At 68.8% G+C, this 17,069-nt stretch carries 12 protein-coding genes; all 12 read left to right on the plus strand.

Annotation, left to right across the window (positions count from 1 at the left end):
- The first annotated feature begins 11 nt into the window (after nt 1–11).
- A complete protein-coding gene (locus AC6H42_RS27590; RefSeq protein WP_497549413.1) occupies nt 12–971 on the plus strand; it encodes an ABC transporter substrate-binding protein in 960 nt (319 codons plus the stop codon).
- 181 nt (nt 972–1,152) lie between these two features.
- The gene (locus AC6H42_RS27595; protein WP_057156457.1) at nt 1,153–2,355 is read left to right on the plus strand and encodes an ABC transporter substrate-binding protein; all 1,203 of its coding nucleotides are present in this window, start codon (nt 1,153–1,155) and stop codon (nt 2,353–2,355) included.
- 33 nt (nt 2,356–2,388) lie between these two features.
- Nucleotides 2,389–6,885, plus strand: coding sequence for an EAL domain-containing protein (locus AC6H42_RS27600; RefSeq protein ID WP_497549414.1), 4,497 nt, complete (start codon nt 2,389–2,391; stop codon nt 6,883–6,885).
- A gap of 20 nt (nt 6,886–6,905) precedes the next feature.
- A complete protein-coding gene (locus AC6H42_RS27605) occupies nt 6,906–9,044 on the plus strand; it encodes a TonB-dependent receptor plug domain-containing protein (RefSeq protein WP_497549415.1) in 2,139 nt (712 codons plus the stop codon).
- A 198-nt stretch (nt 9,045–9,242) separates the two neighbouring features.
- Entirely contained in the window at nt 9,243–11,129 is a 1,887-nt protein-coding gene (locus AC6H42_RS27610) for a thiamine pyrophosphate-binding protein (protein ID WP_497549416.1), read from the plus strand.
- Nucleotides 11,129–11,989: a citrate synthase family protein gene (locus tag AC6H42_RS27615; protein ID WP_057156454.1), complete on the plus strand. Its 861-nt coding sequence runs from the start codon at nt 11,129–11,131 to the stop codon at nt 11,987–11,989. The genes AC6H42_RS27610 and AC6H42_RS27615 overlap by 1 nt, the downstream gene beginning before the upstream one ends.
- The gene (locus AC6H42_RS27620; protein ID WP_497549417.1) at nt 11,986–12,846 is read left to right on the plus strand and encodes a citrate synthase family protein; all 861 of its coding nucleotides are present in this window, start codon (nt 11,986–11,988) and stop codon (nt 12,844–12,846) included. The genes AC6H42_RS27615 and AC6H42_RS27620 overlap by 4 nt, the downstream gene beginning before the upstream one ends.
- A gap of 88 nt (nt 12,847–12,934) precedes the next feature.
- Nucleotides 12,935–15,040: a TonB-dependent receptor plug domain-containing protein gene (locus AC6H42_RS27625; protein WP_057156452.1), complete on the plus strand. Its 2,106-nt coding sequence runs from the start codon at nt 12,935–12,937 to the stop codon at nt 15,038–15,040.
- Nucleotides 15,041–15,177: 137 nt separating this feature from the next.
- A complete protein-coding gene (locus AC6H42_RS27630) occupies nt 15,178–16,041 on the plus strand; it encodes an STAS domain-containing protein (protein WP_057156451.1) in 864 nt (287 codons plus the stop codon).
- Nucleotides 16,042–16,048: 7 nt separating this feature from the next.
- Complete coding sequence (locus AC6H42_RS27635) at nt 16,049–16,405, plus strand: STAS domain-containing protein (protein WP_057156450.1); 357 nt, start codon at nt 16,049–16,051, stop codon at nt 16,403–16,405.
- Nucleotides 16,402–16,818 (plus strand): anti-sigma regulatory factor, encoded by a 417-nt coding sequence (locus AC6H42_RS27640; RefSeq protein ID WP_057156449.1) that lies wholly within the window; start codon nt 16,402–16,404, stop codon nt 16,816–16,818. Before AC6H42_RS27635 ends, AC6H42_RS27640 begins: the two co-directional genes overlap by 4 nt.
- Nucleotides 16,803–17,069 (plus strand): ATP-binding protein (locus AC6H42_RS27645; protein WP_497549418.1); only part of this gene is annotated, 267 nt, incomplete at its 3' end. The genes AC6H42_RS27640 and AC6H42_RS27645, both read left to right, overlap by 16 nt.

The following is a 17,069-nucleotide window of genomic DNA, read 5'->3' on the forward strand; positions in this document are numbered from 1 at the left end:
ACGACCACCCCTTGCCTGACCTGGACTCTAGCCACCGACGTTCGCTGCTTGCCGTGCTGCCGGCGCTGTGCACCGCGCTCTTTTGCGAGCGCGTGCTGGGCGCCCCTGCGCCCGAATCGCTTGCGGTCATCTATCCCGACATCGGCCAGCCCCACCGCAAGATCTTCACCGAAATTATCGAAGGCATCGAAGAACAGGCCAAGCTGCGCGTGCGCGGCTACCCGGTGGCCGCCAATGCCGACTTTGCCGACCTGCAGGCCACGCTCAAGCGCAACGGCGGCAAGGTGGTGATCGCGCTCGGGCGCCAGGGACTGCAAGCAGCCAGTGCCTTCGACGGCTCCACCGGCGTGGTGGTGGGCGGCGTCAGTTCGGCGCCGGATAGCGAGCGGCTGCGCGGCATCACGCTGCTGCCCGACCCGGCGCTGCTGTTCAGCTACCTGAAAAGCATGATGCCGCACGTGCGGCGCGTGATCGTCGTGTACAACCCGCAAGCCAGCGGCCCCATAATAAAACTGGCGCGCGAGGCCGCGCGCGGCCAGGGGCTGGAACTGGTGGCGCACGAGGCTGGCGACCTGGCCGGCGCCGCGCGCCGCTACGAAAGCGCGCTGGCGTCCGCCGACGGCCGTTCGGATGCGCTGTGGCTGCCCCCCGATCCGGTCACGGTCGACGAGCAAACCATCGTGCCGCTGGTGCTGAAGGAATCCTGGAACCGCAGCGTACCAATCTTTTCCAGCAGCATCCTGCACGTGAAAAAAGGCGCGCTATTCGCGCTCTATCCCAACAATTTCGCGCTGGGGCGCGACCTGGCCACCCTGGCGCTGGGCGTGCTCAACGGCGACAATCCGCGCCCCGGCCTGACGCCGCTGCGCGCGGTGCGCACCGCGTTCAACTGGCGCTCGGCCAGTCACTTCGGGCTCTCTGTTGCCCTCGGACAACAGCGCACTTACGACGCGATTTTCCCGGAACCTTGATGGCTGCTGGGCTACCCGGCCGCGCCGGCCACAGAGTTTTAACGATCTGTTAATTGTTTCCGGTCGAAATTAAATTTCTTTCTAAACAGCCAAGTAAGTGGAATATACTACCGGCAGTAATTTGGCCGCTGTATGGCGCTAGCAGTAAGAGACCCGCGCCGGGGCCGCACCGGATAGTATAATGATTAAAATGACAATTAATGCCAGCCGCCGCCTGCGCGCCAGCGCCGCGCTGCTGCTGGCGCTCGGGACCGGCGTTGCCGCGCCGGCCGCCAACGCCGAGCTGAACGACGCCGACAGCTATATCGAGCTCCCCGGCGCCGGCGCCGACGCGCGCACCACCGTCAGCGAAGTGATGGCCCGCATCGAATCCGGCAGCACGCCGGCGTCCAGCCAGCGCGAATACCTGCGCGAATTCCAGCAAAGCCTGCCGCGCGACGTGCCGCGCGGCTACGTGCGCCCCGTCACCCTGGCGCAGCTGGAAGACCAGCTGCGCCGGCCGGAAGTGCAGGCGTCGATCGGCAAGGGCACCATCGCCGTGCTCTACCCCAATGTGGAGGCGCAATTCCGCCACGCTTTCACCAGCATCATCCAGGGCATCGAAGAGCGCACCAAGCTGCGCGTGCGCAGCTACCCGGTCGATCCCAAGGTGGACGTCGCCGAACTGAACGCCACGCTCAAGCACAACGGCACCAAGGTCGTCATCGCGCTGGGCCGCCAGGGCCTGAACGCGACGGCCGGCCTGGACCGCGAAATCACCGTGCTGGTGGGCGGCGTGCTGCTGCTGTCGGACGCCGAAAACGTGGCCGGCATCAGCCTCACGCCCGATCCGGCGGTGCTGTTCGCGCGCCTGCGCGCGCTGCTGCCGGACTTGCGCCGCGTGGTGGTGGTGTACGACCCGGCCAAGAGCGACTGGCTGATCCGGCTGGCGCGCGACGCAGCCCGCGCCCAGGGGCTGGAGCTGGTGGCGCACGTGGCCAACGACCTGTCGCGCGCGGCCCAGCTTTACCCGCAGGTGATCGGCGCGGCCGACAACCGGCGCGATGCGCTCTGGCTGCCGCACGACAGCACCACGGTGGAGGAAAGCACCATCCTGCCGCTGGTGCTGCGCGAATCCTGGAACAGCGGCGTGCCGGTGTTCTCGTCGAATATGCTGCACGTGAAAAAAGGGGCGCTGTTCGCCATGGCGCCAAACAATGTGGAACTGGGCCGCACGCTGGCCAGCAGCGCGCTGGGCGTGATTGCCGGCGACGGCAAGCGCCGCAGCCTGACGCCGCTGCGCGAACTGCAGACGGCCATCAACCTGCGCACGGCCAGCCACATGGGCCTGAACCTGGGCCACCAGCAGCAACGCAATTTCGACTACGTGTTCCCGCAGCCCTGACGATGTATTTTTGCAGCCTCTTTTCGGTGGACTATGTTTCATAATTATTTGCGCCGTACAGGATTTCGCCGTCAGCTGACCGTCATCGTCTCGGCCGCCATTCTCGGCCTGGCCCTGTTCTCGTCGCTGATGAATTCCTGGGAAGCGCGCGGCCGCATGCGCGACCACTTTACCGAGCAAGGCCAGCGCATCGCCGACAACCTGGCCCGCCAAAGCACGCTGGCGCTGCTGTTCCACTCGGCCGAGAACGCGCGCGACGTGGTCAGCACCACCTTGGCCTTCCCGGACGTGGTGGGCCTGCAGATCAGCGACGCCAAGCACAAGCCGCTGCTGCTGCAAGGCCCGCTGAGCGCGCGCCTGTCGACCATGACTGCGGCCCAGGCCAGCCCGGCCAACGCCAGCCTGGTGGGTGAAAGCTCGGAAGCGTGGCTGTTCGCCGCGCCGGTGTATGGCGGCCAGAGCGAGGCCTCGCCGTTCGACATGCAGGACCAGAAGCCGCAGCTGCTGGGCTATGTCCACGTCCAGGTCGGCAAGGACACGCTGAACCGCCTGACCTGGTCCCTGCTGGTGGGCAACATGGCGCTGACCCTCTCGTTCGCCGCCATCCTGCTGGCGCTGGTGCGCCTGCTGACGCGCCACATGATCAATCCCCTCAACGCGCTGTCGAACCTGATGCGCCGCGCCGAAGCGGGCGAATCGGGCATGCGCGCCGCGCCGGCCGGCCCGCGCGACCTGATCGACATGGCGCAAGCGTTCAACAAGATGATGAACGTGCTGGAGCAGCGCGAGGCGGAACTGAAGGAATCGCGCGACGCGGCCGTCAACATGGCCGAGATGAAGGCGCAATTCGCCGCCACCGTCAGCCACGAGGTGCGCACCCCGCTCAACGGCGTGGTCGGCATGCTCGACATGCTGAAGGAAATGCGCCTCACGCAGCGCCAGCAGGAATGCGTGGACGTGGCCTGGAACTCGTCGCGCACGCTGATCGACCTGATCAACAACGTGCTGGACTTTTCCAAGATGGACGCCGGCAAGCTGACGCTGGAGGAAACCGACTTCGACCTGCGCAAGCTGCTGGAGGAAGTGATCGAGCTGGTGGCCCGTCCGGCGCAACAAAAGGGCCTGGAACTGGCCTACCTGGTGATGCCGGGCGTACCCGAACGCATCACCGGCGATGCGCTGCGCCTGCGCCAGATCCTGATCAACCTGATGGGCAATGCCGTCAAATTCACGGACAACGGCGAAGTCACGCTGCAGGTCTCGTTGGCCACCGCTTTGGCGACCTCGCCGGCGGCGGGCGACACCGGCATCGCGCTCGAATTCGAAGTGCGCGACACCGGCATCGGCATGACCCGGGAGGTGCAGCAGCACCTGTTCGAATCCTACGTGCAGCCCGATCCATCCACCACGCGCCGCTACGGCGGCACCGGCCTGGGCCTGGCGATCTGCCGGCAGCTGGTCAACCTGATGGGCGGCGACATCCGCGTCGACAGTACGCTGGGCAGCGGCACCGCCTTTGTCGTCACCGTGCGCTGCCAGGCGGCGCCCGCCCAGCTGCCCTTCCAGGCCGATCCGGCGCTGGCCAATGTGCGCGTGCTGGCGCTGGACGAAAGCGCCACCGTGCTGGTCTTCCTCAAGGACACGCTGACACGCCATGCCATGACCTGCTACCTGAGCAGCTGCGGGCGCGAAGCCATGGTGGAACTGAAAGAAGCGGCCGAAGCCGGCCAGCCCTACCACGTGGTCATCATGAACATCGGCGCCACCGACGACCAGGGCAGCGACATCGCCGAACGCATTGCCGCCGCCGGCCTGTCGCCGCACCTGCTGCTGATGGACCGCCACGGCGGCACCGGCTCGCCGCCGCAAGCGCACGCCAGCAGCCACGCCGTGCTGCCCAAGCCGCTGCGCCAGTCGCGCCTGCTGAACGCCCTGCATGAACTGCTGGCCGGCCGCAGCCACGCCGAACCGCAGCACGCGCAGCCGGGCGGCGCCCTGCCCGCGCGCCAGTTCCGCGTACTGGTGGCCGAGGACAACCGCACCAACCAGATGGTGGCGGCCGGCATGCTGGCCATGAACAACTGCGTATGCGAGTTCGCCGCCAACGGCCGCGAAGCGGTGGAGGCGGCCAAGCGCAGCCGTTTCGACCTGATCCTGATGGACTGCAGCATGCCTGAAATGGACGGATACGAAGCCACCGCCCACATCCGCGTGGCGGAGGAAGCCGAAGGCTTGCGCACGCCGCTGGTGGCCATGACCGCCAACACCCAGCGCGGCGACGCGGAGAAATGCATGGCGGCCGGCATGGACGACTATCTGGCCAAGCCGATCACGCTGGTCGAGCTGCGCCACAAGCTGCAGAAATGGCTGCCGCATGGAAGCGACCCCCACTCGGCCAACCAGGCGCATGGCGCCCCCGCCACGGCTGCGCTGGCGCAGCTGCACGCAGGCCAGCATGCAGAACCGCACCACCTGGCGCCGATCGACATGGAAGTGTTCGAGAAACTGCGCGAAATCCTGGGCGCGGCGCTGCCGCACGCTGTGTCGCCCTTCCTGGAAGATTCGCCGGTCTACCTGAACGAACTGGAACAGGCCGTGCACACCGGCGACAGCGACACGGCACGGGCCCGCGCCCACGCGCTGAAAGGCTCGTCCGGCAACCTGGGCGCGAACGCCTTGGCGCTGCTGGCGCAGCAGATCGAAGCGCTGGCCATCGAGCGCCGGCTGTCCCACATCGCCCCGCTGCTGCCGGCGCTGCGCGCCGAATACGGCAGCGTGGCGGCCTTTCTCAGTGCCGAAATGAGTGTGGACGACCCCGAAACCGACGCACCGCAAGAAGAACTGGCCTCGGTGCTGATCGTCGACGACGACCGCAGCACCCGCAGCACGCTGCGCTACACCCTGCAGCGCGACGGCTTCCAGGTGGAGGAAGCGGCCGACGGCGTGCAAGCCCTGGCCATGCTGAAGCGCTTCCATCCGGACGTGATCCTGATGGACGCCGTGATGCCGGTGATGGACGGCTTCACCGCCTGCGCGCGCCTGCAGGAACTGCCGGGCGGCAGCGCCATCCCGGTGCTGATGATCACCGCACTGCAGGACAATTCCTCGGTCGAGCGCGCCTTCGCCGCCGGCGCCAGCGACTACATCCCGAAACCGATCCACTACGCCGTGCTGTCGCAGCGCGTGCGCCGCATCATCGAGGCCAACCGCGCCGAGAAGCGCATCCGCCACCTGGCCTATAACGACTTGCTCACCGGCCTGCCGAACCGCACCCTGTTCTTTGAGCTGCTGGCGCAAGGCATCCAGCAAGCCAAGAACGACGCCAAGCTGCTCGGCGTGCTGTTCATGGACCTGGACCGCTTCAAGTACGTGAACGACAACCTGGGCCACGACGTCGGCGACCGCCTGCTGGTGGCGGTGGCCCAGCGCGTGCGCCACAGCGTACGCACGGTAGATACCGTGGCCCGGCTGGGCGGCGACGAGTTCACCGTGGTGTTGAGCGACCTGGACGGGCCGGCCGCCGCCGCCACCGCCGCCCACAACATCTGCCGCGTGCTGGCCGCGCCGTTCCAGATCGACGGCCACGACATCTTCGTCACCAGCAGCGTCGGCATCGCCATGTACCCGCACGACGGCAGCGACGTGGCCACCCTGGTCAAGCACGCCGACAGCGCCATGTACCGCGCCAAGAAGACCAACACCGGCTTCCAGTTCTACGAGGCCTCGATGGAGCAGTCCATCTCCGAGCACGTGCGACTGGAAAGCGACTTGCGGCGCGCGCTGGAGCAGCAGCAGCTGGAGGTGTATTACCAGCCGCAGGCCAGCCTGGAAGACGGCCAGATCATCGCCATGGAAGCGCTGGTGCGCTGGCGCCATCCAACGCGCGGCATGGTGCCGCCCAACGAATTCATTCCGCTGGCCGAGGAAACCGGCTTGATCAACCCGCTCGGCGACTGGGTGCTGCGCACCGCCTGCGCCCAGCTGCGCAGCTGGATGGAGCAGGGCCTGCCGCCGCTGCGGGTGGCGGTCAACCTCTCGGTGCGCCAGCTGCTGCAGAAGGAATTCGCCGCCTCGGTGGAAGCGGTGCTGGCCGACACCGGCCTGCCGCCGCACCTGCTGGAGCTGGAGATCACAGAAAGCACGCTGATGGAGAACGCGCAGGACACGCTCAAGGCGCTGCACCGCCTGCGCGGCCTGGGCGTGCGCCTGTCGATCGACGACTTCGGCACCGGCTATTCCTCGCTGTCCTACCTGAAGCGCTTCCCGGTCGACATCATCAAGATCGACCGCTCCTTCGTGCGCGACGTGCCGATGGACGCGGACGACGTGGCCATCGTCACCGCCATCATCGCGCTGGCGCACAGCCTGCGGCTGGAGGTGGTGGCCGAAGGCGTGGAAACCGAAGCCCAGCTGAACTTCCTGAAAGGCCGCAACTGCGACCTGATGCAGGGCTACTATCTCAGTCCCGCCATCCCGCACGACCAGTTCGCCGCCCTGATCCGGCAGCGGGAGGGCGCAGCCCTGCGCTGACACCAACCTCGAGGCCCGCCATGCGCTTGTTCCCCTGCCTGTCTGCAATCCTGGTCCTGCCGCTGCTGAGCGGCCCCTCCATGGCGGCCGGGGTGGCCGTGCCGGCCCGGCCAGGGCCGGCGCAGTTGAGCGAGGAGGACGAGCTGGCGCTGGTGTACGGCGATAAGTCCTCGGTCAGCATCGCCACCGGCAGCGCCCAGCCGCTGCGCCGCGCGCCGGCGGTGGCCACCGTGATCACGGCCGAGGACATCGCCGCCATGGGCGCCAACGACCTGGATCAGGTGCTGGAGAGCGTGCCCGGCATGCATGTCTCGCGCTCGGCCATCAACTACGAACCGCTGTACATCGCGCGCGGCATCTACAGCGTGAACAACCCGCAGATGCTGATGCTGCAGAACGGCGTGCCGATGACCACGCTGCTCACCGGCAGCCGGGGCACCTTATGGGGCGGCTACCCGGTGACGCACATCGCGCGCATCGAAATCATACGCGGCCCCGGCTCGGCTCTGTACGGGGCCGACGCCTACAGCGGCGTGATCAACATCGTCACCAAGCGCGCGGCGGACGCGCCGGGCACGCAGGCCGGCGCGGGCGCCGGCTCCTTCCGCACGCGCGACGCCTGGGTCCAGCACGGCGGCAAGGCCGGACCGCTGGAAGTGGCGGCCTACCTGCGCGTGGGCGCCACGGACGGCTTCCGTTCGCTGATCACGGCCGACGCGCAAAGCGCGCGCGACAAGCTTTTTGGAACCCGCGCCTCGCTGGCCCCGGGGCCGGTCAATACCGGCTACGACGCCATCGACAGCCTGCTCGAGCTGGCGCTGCCGGCATGGCCGCGGTGGCGCCTGCGCGCCGGCTACCAGCTGCGCGACAACCTGGGCACCGGCGCCGGCGTCGGCTCGGCGCTGGACCCGGTGGGCAAGGAGCGCGGCGAGCGCGTGCACGCCGACCTGGGCTGGACCGAGCCCGATTTCAGCGCCGACTGGAGCGTGGGCGCCACCGTGAGCGTGCTGCAGTTCAAGCAGCGCATCACCACCGACCTGCGGCTCTCGCCGCCCGGCACGCGCTTCCCCACCGGCCTGTTCCCGGACGGCTTCATCGGCCACCCCGACACCTCGGAGCGCCAGGTGCGCCTGTCGGCCCACGCGCTGTACCACGGCTGGAACGGCCACAAGCTGCGCGTCGGCGTGGGCCACGACAACCTGGACATGTACCACACGGCCACCTTCAAGAATTACATCTTCAACCAGGCCGGCGTGCCGGTGCCCACCGGCCCGGTGATCGACTATTCGCGGATCCAGCCCTTCCTGCTGCCGCAGCGGCGCCTGGTGAACTACGTCACCGCGCAGGACGAATGGCAGTTCGCGCGCGACTGGACGCTGACGGCGGGCGTGCGCCACGACCGCTATTCCGATTTCGGCGGCACCACCAACCCGCGCCTGGCCCTGGTGTGGGACGCAGCGCTGGACCTGACCGCCAAGCTGCTGTACGGCCGCGCCTTCCGCGCGCCCTCCTTCAATGAGGAATACGGCATCAATAATCCCATCCAGCGCGGCAATCCGGACCTGCAGCCGGAGCGCATCGCCACGCTGGAGGGGGCGCTGGCCTGGCAGGCCAGCCCGCAGCTGCAGCTGAACCTGAACCTGTACCGCCACAAGATGAACGACATCATCCGCGGCGTGCCCAACCCGCAGGCCGGCACCGGCGCCACGTTCCAGAACATCGGCAACCAGCGCGGCAAGGGGCTGGAGCTGGAGGCGGTATGGGAAGCGGCGCGCGCGGTGCAGCTGGCCGGCAGCTATGCCTACCAGCGCTCGATCGACGCGGCCACCGGGCGCGACGCCGGCTACGCGCCGCGCCACCACCTGAGCGGCAGGCTGGACCTGCGCCTGCCCGGCATCGGCCTGCTCAGCCCCCAGCTCAACCGGGTGGCCGAGCGCCGCCGCGCGCCCGGCGACGCCCGTCCCAAGGTGCCCGACTACACCACCGTCGACCTGGCCTTCAGCACCGGCCGCCTGCTGCGCCATTGCGAACTGTCGCTCGCGCTGCGCAACGTCTTCAACGCCGACGTGCGCGAGCCCAGCCTGGCGCCCGGTCTCATCCCCAACGACCTGCCCATGGCCCCGCGCTCGGTCTACCTGCGGGCCTTGTTCACCTTGTAATTTCATTGCAGCAATCGTTCTTACGAAAGCGGCAATAGAATTTTTTCACTAATTATCACCAAATCTCACACATTGCCTGAAATTTAAGCTATTATCTCGCACTGCAACATTTATTGCATTTGAGCACTCAACGTTGCAATCTTGCTAGTTAATATCGGCTTATCGGACAAGCCGATTTCGCCCATATTAGGAGCTTATATGTTTGACAATGTCGAGTTTGAACGACAGGAGACGTCACGCCCTGCCGCCGCCAATCCCACCCTGCACATCACCGACACCGCCGACCTGCTGGTGGCCTACCTGGAGCAGATGGGGGTCGACTACGTGTTCGGCGTGCCCGGCGGCGCCATCGAGCCGCTGTACAACGCCATCGCCCGCAACCTGCGCAACGGCGGCAACCTGAGCCAGATCGTGGCGCGCAACGAGGCCGGCGCCGCCTTCATGGCCGACGGCTACGCCCGCGAAACCGGCAAGCTCGGCGTCTGCATCTCCACCTCCGGCCCGGGCGCCACCAATATGCTCACCGCCGTGGCCAACTCCCACGCCAACGGCGTGCCGGTGCTGGTCATCACCGCTCAGCCCAATCTGCCCTCCTTCGGCAAGGTGACGCTGCAGGAATCGTCCTGCACCGGCATCGACGTGCTGGCCATGTTCCGCCACTGCACGCGCTACAACACCATGGTGTCCCACCCCGCCCAGCTGGAATGGAAACTGGTCACCGCGCTGCAGCACGCCACCCGCAGCGCGCCCGGCCCGGTGCACCTGAGCGTGCCGTCCGACGTGTTCCGCGCCGCCAGCCCGCAGCCGGCGCCCAGCTACGACCTGTCCGCCCTGCATGGCGCGGCCGGCCTGATGGACGACGGCGCGGTGGAAAAGCTGCGCTCGCTGCTGGCCGGCGCGCGCAACGTGGTGATGCTGATCGGCGCCGGCTGCACCGACGCCATCCACTCCATCCTGCAGTTCGCCGACCTGGAGGGCGCCACCTTCATCACCACCACCGACGGCAAGGGCATGGTCAGTCCGCAGCATCCGCTGTACCGCGGCACCTTCGGCTTCGGCGGCCACGCCACGGCCGACGCGGCCCTGCGCGAGAGCTCGGTGGACCTGATCCTGGCAGTCGGCTGCAGCATGGGCGAATGGGACACCGGCGGCTGGAGCGAGAGCCTGCTGAATGGCCGCCTGGTGCACGTCGGCGACTGCGAGGAGCACCTCGCGCGCACGCCGATGGCCGGCCTGCACGTGCGCGGCAGCCTTGCCGCCGTGTTCGAGCGCCTGGTCGACGGCATCGCCCACGAGCAGGCCACCATGCTGGGCCAGGGCCACCTGGGCGTGTCCGCGCGCGCCAAGCGCCGCCACAAGCGCGAGCTGGCCAGCCACCGCTGGGAGCCGGCTTCCATGCTCGACTCCCAGGCCGCCTACGACAGCGACGCGGTGCCGATCAAGCCGCAGCGCCTGATGAAGGAGCTGGGCCGCATGTTCCCGCCCAGCACCCGCTTCCTGGCAGACGCCGGCAGCAGCGCCGCCTGGGCCATCCACTACCTGCAGCCGCGCGACCGCCGCATGGGCGAACGCCGCGCCGGCAACAGCGACCGGTCGCGCCAACTGGGCAAGCGCCGCAGCGCCGGCGGCTGGCTGCGCCTGACGTCCCACTTCGCCCCCATGGGCTGGGCCATCGGCGCGGCCGTCGGCACGGCGGCCGGCAACGCCTCGGCGCCGGTGGTGTGCATCACCGGCGACGGCAGCATGCTGATGAGCGGCCAGGAGCTGTCCGTGGCGGTGGCCGAGCAGCAGTGCGTGGTGTTCGTCATTCTTAACGACGCGGCGCTGGGCATGGTCAAGCACGGCCAGCGCCTGGGCGGCGGCGAGCCGATCGCCTTCGCCCTGCCGCAAACTGATTTCGCCGGCCTGGCCCGCGCGCTGGGCGGGCGCGGCCACACCATCCGCTCGGCGGCCGAGCTGGAGGCGCTCGACATCAAGGCCATCTGCAACTATCCCGGCCCCACGCTGCTCGACATCCAGATCGACCCGGAGGAAGTGCCGCCCATGGGCAGCCGCCTGCGGGTCCTGCTCAACGGAGGCGAGTGATGGCGCAGCAGAACCTGCACGCGGCGCCGGCGCCCTCGCCCAAGGATTTGATCCACACCGCCATCTGGGATGAAGCGCCGGAGGCCGACAACGCCTTCGCCACCCGCAGCGCGCGCCTGCGCGGCTACGACGTGTACGGCGAAATGGTGGGCAACGCGCGCTGGGTGGAGATGCTGTGGCTGCTGCTGCGCAGCGAACTGCCGGCCCGCCCGCAGCTCGACGCGCTTGAAGCGCTGGCCGTGGCGCTGGCCAATCCCGGCCCGCGCGACGCCTCGGTGCACGCGGCCATGTGCGCCGGCGTGGGCGGCTCGTCCGCCGCCTCCGCCCTGATGGCGGCGCTGGCCGTGGGCGCCGGCCGCAGCGGCGGCGCGCGCGAAGTGCACGACGCCATGACCATGTGGCGCAGCTGCGGCCCCGACCTGTCGGCCTGGGCCGCCTATCTTGCCGGCCGCCGCCAGGACGTGGTCGACGTCTGGCCCGAGGCCGCCCACGTGCCCGGCTTCGACCCGCACGGCGTGAGCACCGCGCTGCCGGTGCGCCAGCTGCTGGCCACGCTGACCGAGCTGGGCGCCGGTCCCTACACCGCCTGGCTGCACGCGCAAGTGTCGCTCGGCCGCGAAGACCATGCGCGCGCCGCCGTCGGCCTGCCGCTGGCCGTCAGCGGCGTGGCCGCCTGCGTGTTCAACGACCTCGGCTTCAGCCCCGACGAGGGCGAGATGCTGTACCTGCTGCTGCGCCTGCCCGGCGCCGCCGCCCACGCGCTGGAACAGGGCCGCACCGGCTTCAAGCACTTCCCCTTCTATAAACTGGAGCTCGATCCGGCCGCCACGCCGTCCATGCAGCTGCGGGAGGCCGCATGAGCGCCGCCTTGCACTACCAGCCCGCCGCGCCCGCGCGCGGTCCGGCCCTGCTGCAGCAGTTCGCCGGCCGCCTGCGCACGCGGGCCGGCGCCGCCTTCCCGGGCAGCCACGCGGTGTTCCGCGGCCACGACCTGCACCGCGACCTGCGCCACCTGCAGTGGATAGAGCTGTACGCCTTCGGCATCACCGGCCGCCGCCTGAGCACGGCGCAGGCCGAGATGGTGCAGGCGCTGTGGACCCACACCAGCTACCCGGATGCGCGCCTGTGGAACAACCGCGTGGCGGCGCTGGCAGGCAGCGCGCGCAGCAGCGCCGCGCTGGGCCTGGTGGCCGGCATGGCGGTGTCGGAGGCCAAGGTGTACGGCGGCCACGCCGGCCTGATGTGCATGGCCTTCCTGCAGTCGGCGCTGGCCCAGGTGCAGGCCGGCGCCAGCCTGGCCGACGTGGTATGGGCCGAAACCGGACGCAGCAAGATCTACGGCTACGGCCGCCCGATCAACTCCACCGACGAGCGCCTGCCCTGGATCATGGACTTGGCCAGGCGGCTGGGCCTGCACGACGGGCCCCACCTGAAGCTGGCCTTCGAGATCGAAGCGGTGCTGCTCACGCGCTACCCGCAGCTGCGCATGAACTATGCCGCGCTGCAGGCCGCCATGATCGCGGACATGGGCCTGTCCGTGCGCGAATACCAGCTGCTGCGCGTGCCGTCCTTCGTGGCGGGCATGGCGCCGTGCCAGGCGGAAGCGGCCGAAAAGCCCGAAGGCACGCTGTTCGCCACGCCCTGCAGCGGGGTGGCCTATGCCGGCGCCGCGCCCCGAAGCTGGAAGGGGCGCAACAGCGCACCGGGACGTGCATAGCAGCAGGCTAGCAACACTTGTGGCGATTTTACCCATGGCAACGAAACCCCACGCTACAATGGCAAAAATAGACATCTGGAGATAGCCTTTGAAGTCCTCCCGCGCAACCCGTATCTGCCTGGCGGTGGCCTTGACACTGCCGGCGGCACTGGCCTGGGCCGCCCCGCCCAGCGAAGAAGACGAACTGACCTTGGTGTACGGCGACAGCGACTCCGTCAGCATCGCCACCGGCAGCCTGCAGACCCTGCGGCGCGCCCCAGCCGTGGCGTCGGTGATCACGGCGTCCGACATCGCCGCCATGGGCGCCACCGACTTGGACCAGGTGCTCGAATCGGTGGCCGGCCTGCACGTGGGCCACGGCGGCAACAGCTATTCATCCCTCTATATCGTGCGCGGCATCTTCAGCCAGTTCACGCCGCAACTGCTGGTGCTGCAGAACGGCGTGCCGGTGACCACGCTGTTCATCGGCAACAAGGGCAATTTCTGGGGCAACTTCCCGGTCGAGCACATCTCGCGCATCGAAGTCATACGCGGCCCTGGTTCGGCGCTGTACGGCTCGGACGCCTTCTCCGGCGTCATCAACATCATCACCAAGGGCCCGGCCGAGGCGGCCGGCACCGAAGTGGGCGCGAGCATCGGCTCGCTGTCCACGCGCGACGCCTGGTTCCAGCACGGCGGCAAGCTCGGTCCGCTCGATGTGGCGGCCTTCGTCCGCGTGGGCACCACGGGCGGCCCGGACGGCACCATCGCGGCCGACGGCCAGACCCGCAACGACACCCTGCTGGGCACGCGCGCCAGCCTGGCCCCCGGGCCCATGAACGCCGGCAGCGACGCCATCGACGGCAACCTCGAGCTGGCCTACGGCCAGTGGCGCGCGCGCTTCGGCTACAAGCTGCGCGACAAGGTGCAAAGCGGCGCCGGCATCGCCTCGGCGCTGGACCCGGTGGGCGAAGGCCGCAGCGAACGCATCACCTCCAGCCTGGCCTGGGCCAGCCCGCAGTTCAGCAGGGACTGGGGCTTGGGCGCGAGCGTCAGCACGCAGCAGTATTCGCAGGAAATCCCGGTGGCCTATTATCTGCTGCCGCCCGGCGCGCGGCTGCCGACCGGCCTGTTCCCGAACGGCATGATAGGCGCGCCGGAGACCTGGGAGCGCAACGTGCGCGCCACCGCCTTCGCCGACTACAGCGGCTTCGCCGACCACCACATCCGCATCGGCGCCGGCCACGACGACCTGCACCTGTACCGCACGCGCGAGCGCCGCAACTTCACCTACGCGCCGAACGGCAGCCCGATTCCGCTGCCCTCGGTGGCCGATTTCAGCCACGCAGGCACCTTCCTGCGCCCGCACCGGCGCCGCATCGACTATCTTTACCTGCAGGACGAGTGGCGCCTGGCCAAGGACTGGAACCTGACGGCGGGCGTGCGCCACGACCGCTATTCCGACTTCGGCGGCACCACCAATCCGCGCGTGGCGCTGGTGTGGGACGCCAGCTTCGACCTGACCGCCAAGCTGATGTACGGGCGCGCCTTCCGCGCGCCGGCCTTCAACGAAGCCTACGGCGAAACCAATCCGGTGGCGCTGGGCAACCCCAACCTGAAGCCGGAAACCGACCACACGCTCGAGGCGGCGCTGGCCTGGCAGGCGCAGGCCGACGCGCAGGTGAACCTGACGCTGTTCCGCTACGCCATGGACGACATCATCCGCCTGCTGCCCAACCCGGTGGCCGGCACCGGCTCCACCTACGCCAACCAGGGCAGCCAGACCGGCCACGGCCTGGAGCTGGAAGGCAACTGGAATGTGAACCGCGACCTGCGCCTGGTGGGCAACTACGCCTGGCAGCGCTCGGTGGACAAGACTACCCAGCGCGATGCCGGCTATGCGCCGCACCACCACGTGTACGCCCGCGCGGACTGGCAGTTCGGCGGCGGCTACACCTTGTCGCCGCAGCTGAACTGGGTGGCGGACCGCGAGCGTCCGGCCGGCGACCTGCGCGCCCCGATCGCCGACTACCGCACGCTGGACCTGACCGTGTCCACACGGCGCGGCAAGAACCAGTGGAACTTCTCGGCCTCCGTGCGCAACGCCTTCAACGCCGACGTGCGCGAACCCAGCGTGGCGCCCGGCCTGACCCTGCCGTTCGACTTGCCGATGGCCGGCCGCACCTTCTCGCTGCAGGCCAGCTACAAGCTGTAAGCCGCTCCCTCCCCCTCCCGGCCCGGCAGCGTGCGCGCTGCCGGTTCCGCGCCGCACGCCTCGTTTCAAATTAATCATGATTTTCAACATTAGCTGTTAGACTGGCTCCTCCTAAATCCATTCTTAGCGGAGTACGCATGAGCAAGCAGAGCAGCGGGCATCTCGCCAACATCCTCAGCAAAAACCAGGAGGCGCTGCTGGAGAGCTGGCTCAGCGCCATGCTGTCGCGCACGGTGCGCCGCGACAAAGGCGCCGAAAGCGAGATGCGCCAGCAGGCCGCGCGCCTGCTGCCGCTGCTGATCCAGGCCACCCCGGCCGGCGCCAGCTACGAGATCGACGGCGCGGCCTGGACCGAAGTACGCCAGCTGCTCAGGGAAATCTCCGCCTCCCGCGTGCGCCAGGGCTACACGCCCACCGAGACGGCCACCTTCGTGTTCGCCCTGAAGGAGCCGCTGTTCGCCGGCCTGCGCGCCGAGCTGGCCCACGACGGCGCCGCGCTGGGCGCGGAGCTGGCCGACACCGGCGCCCTGTTCGACCGCCTGGGCCTGTACACCGTCGAGGAATACCAGCGCAACCGCGAAGGCGTGATCCTGCGCCAGCAGCAGGAGCTGCTGGAACTGTCCACCCCGGTGGTGCAACTGTGGCGCGACGTGCTGGCCCTGCCGCTGATCGGCACCCTCGACAGCGCCCGCACCCAGGTGGTGATGGAAAACCTGCTGCAGAAGATCATCGACACCGGCGCCTCCATCGCCATCATCGACATCACCGGCGTGCCCACCGTGGACACCCTGGTGGCGCAGCATTTGCTCAAGACCGTGGCCGCCGCGCGCCTGATGGGGGCCGACTGCATCATCAGCGGCATCCGCCCGCAGATCGCGCAAACCATCGTCCACCTGGGCGTGAACCTGGAGGACGTGACCACCAAGGCCACGCTGGCCGACGCCTTCCAGACCGCCATGAAGCGGCTGGGCGCCTCGGTCACCTACGGCCAGGCGGCGTGAGGCAGGCATGGAGCGCATCCCGATACTCAAGATGGGCCAGCTGCTGCTGGTGACTATCCAGGTCGACATGCACGACAGGCTGGCCATGACCTTGCAGGACGACCTGACCTCGCGCATCGTGCAGGACCGCGCGCGCGGCGTGCTGATCGACATTTCCACGCTGGACATGGTGGACTCCTTTATCGGCCGCATGATCAGCAACACCGCCGCCATGGCGCGCGTGCTCGATGCGCACACGGTGCTGGTGGGCATGCAGCCGGCCGTGGCCATCACGCTGGTGGAGCTGGGCCTGAAGCTGGAAGGCGTGCAAACCGCGCTCAACGTGGAAAAGGGCGTGCTGCTGCTTCAACGCCAGATCGCATGAACGCCCCCGCGCCCGGCGCCATGGTGGTGCCGCTGCGGCTGGACGAAGACATGGTGCGCCTGCGCCAGCAGGTGCGCGAGCAGCTGGTGGCGCAGGGCTTCAGCCTGATCGACCAGACCAAGATGGTGACGGCGGCCAGCGAGCTGGCGCGCAACACGCTGCGCTACGGCGGCGGCGGCGAAGCGCACCTGCTGCACGTGGCCAACGGCATGCGGCGCGGGCTGCAGCTGGTTTTCACGGACGATGGACCCGGCATCGACGACATTCCCCGCGCCCTCACCGATGGCTACACCAGCGGCGGCGGCATGGGCCTGGGACTGTCCGGCGCCAAGCGGCTGGCGGACGAGTTTGACATCACGTCGGCGCCCGGCGCCGGCACTACCGTTAGCATCACCAAATGGAAACCATACTAAATCCGCTGCAGCTGTGCTGCCCGGTATCCGACCCCACCCACGTGGCGGCCGTGCGCCGCGCCGCCGCCGAGCTGGGCGCGCGCGCCGGCATGGACGCGGTGCGCGCCGGCGAACTGGCCATCGTGGTGACCGAGGCGGCCAGCAACATCCTCAAGCACGCCGGGCACGGCGAGATCCTGCTGCGCCCGCTGCACTCGGCCCGCGGCGCCGCGGGCGTGGAAGTGCTGGCGCTGGACGCCGGCCCCGGCATG

Source organism: Massilia sp. NBRC 108631 (assembly GCF_059704565.1).

What these genes read in the sequence shown, in the direction of transcription:
- AC6H42_RS27620 (WP_497549417.1), top strand. Translation starts at nt 11,986, where the DNA reads ATGAGCGCCGCCTTGCACTACCAGCCCGCCGCGCCCGCGCGCGGTCCG.
- AC6H42_RS27605 (WP_497549415.1), top strand. Translation starts at nt 6,906, where the DNA reads ATGCGCTTGTTCCCCTGCCTGTCTGCAATCCTGGTCCTGCCGCTGCTG.
- AC6H42_RS27595 (WP_057156457.1), top strand. Translation starts at nt 1,153, where the DNA reads ATGATTAAAATGACAATTAATGCCAGCCGCCGCCTGCGCGCCAGCGCC.
- AC6H42_RS27640 (WP_057156449.1), top strand. Translation starts at nt 16,402, where the DNA reads ATGAACGCCCCCGCGCCCGGCGCCATGGTGGTGCCGCTGCGGCTGGAC.
- AC6H42_RS27630 (WP_057156451.1), top strand. Translation starts at nt 15,178, where the DNA reads ATGAGCAAGCAGAGCAGCGGGCATCTCGCCAACATCCTCAGCAAAAAC.
- AC6H42_RS27615 (WP_057156454.1), top strand. Translation starts at nt 11,129, where the DNA reads ATGGCGCAGCAGAACCTGCACGCGGCGCCGGCGCCCTCGCCCAAGGAT.
- AC6H42_RS27600 (WP_497549414.1), top strand. Translation starts at nt 2,389, where the DNA reads ATGTTTCATAATTATTTGCGCCGTACAGGATTTCGCCGTCAGCTGACC.
- AC6H42_RS27635 (WP_057156450.1), top strand. Translation starts at nt 16,049, where the DNA reads ATGGAGCGCATCCCGATACTCAAGATGGGCCAGCTGCTGCTGGTGACT.
- AC6H42_RS27610 (WP_497549416.1), top strand. Translation starts at nt 9,243, where the DNA reads ATGTTTGACAATGTCGAGTTTGAACGACAGGAGACGTCACGCCCTGCC.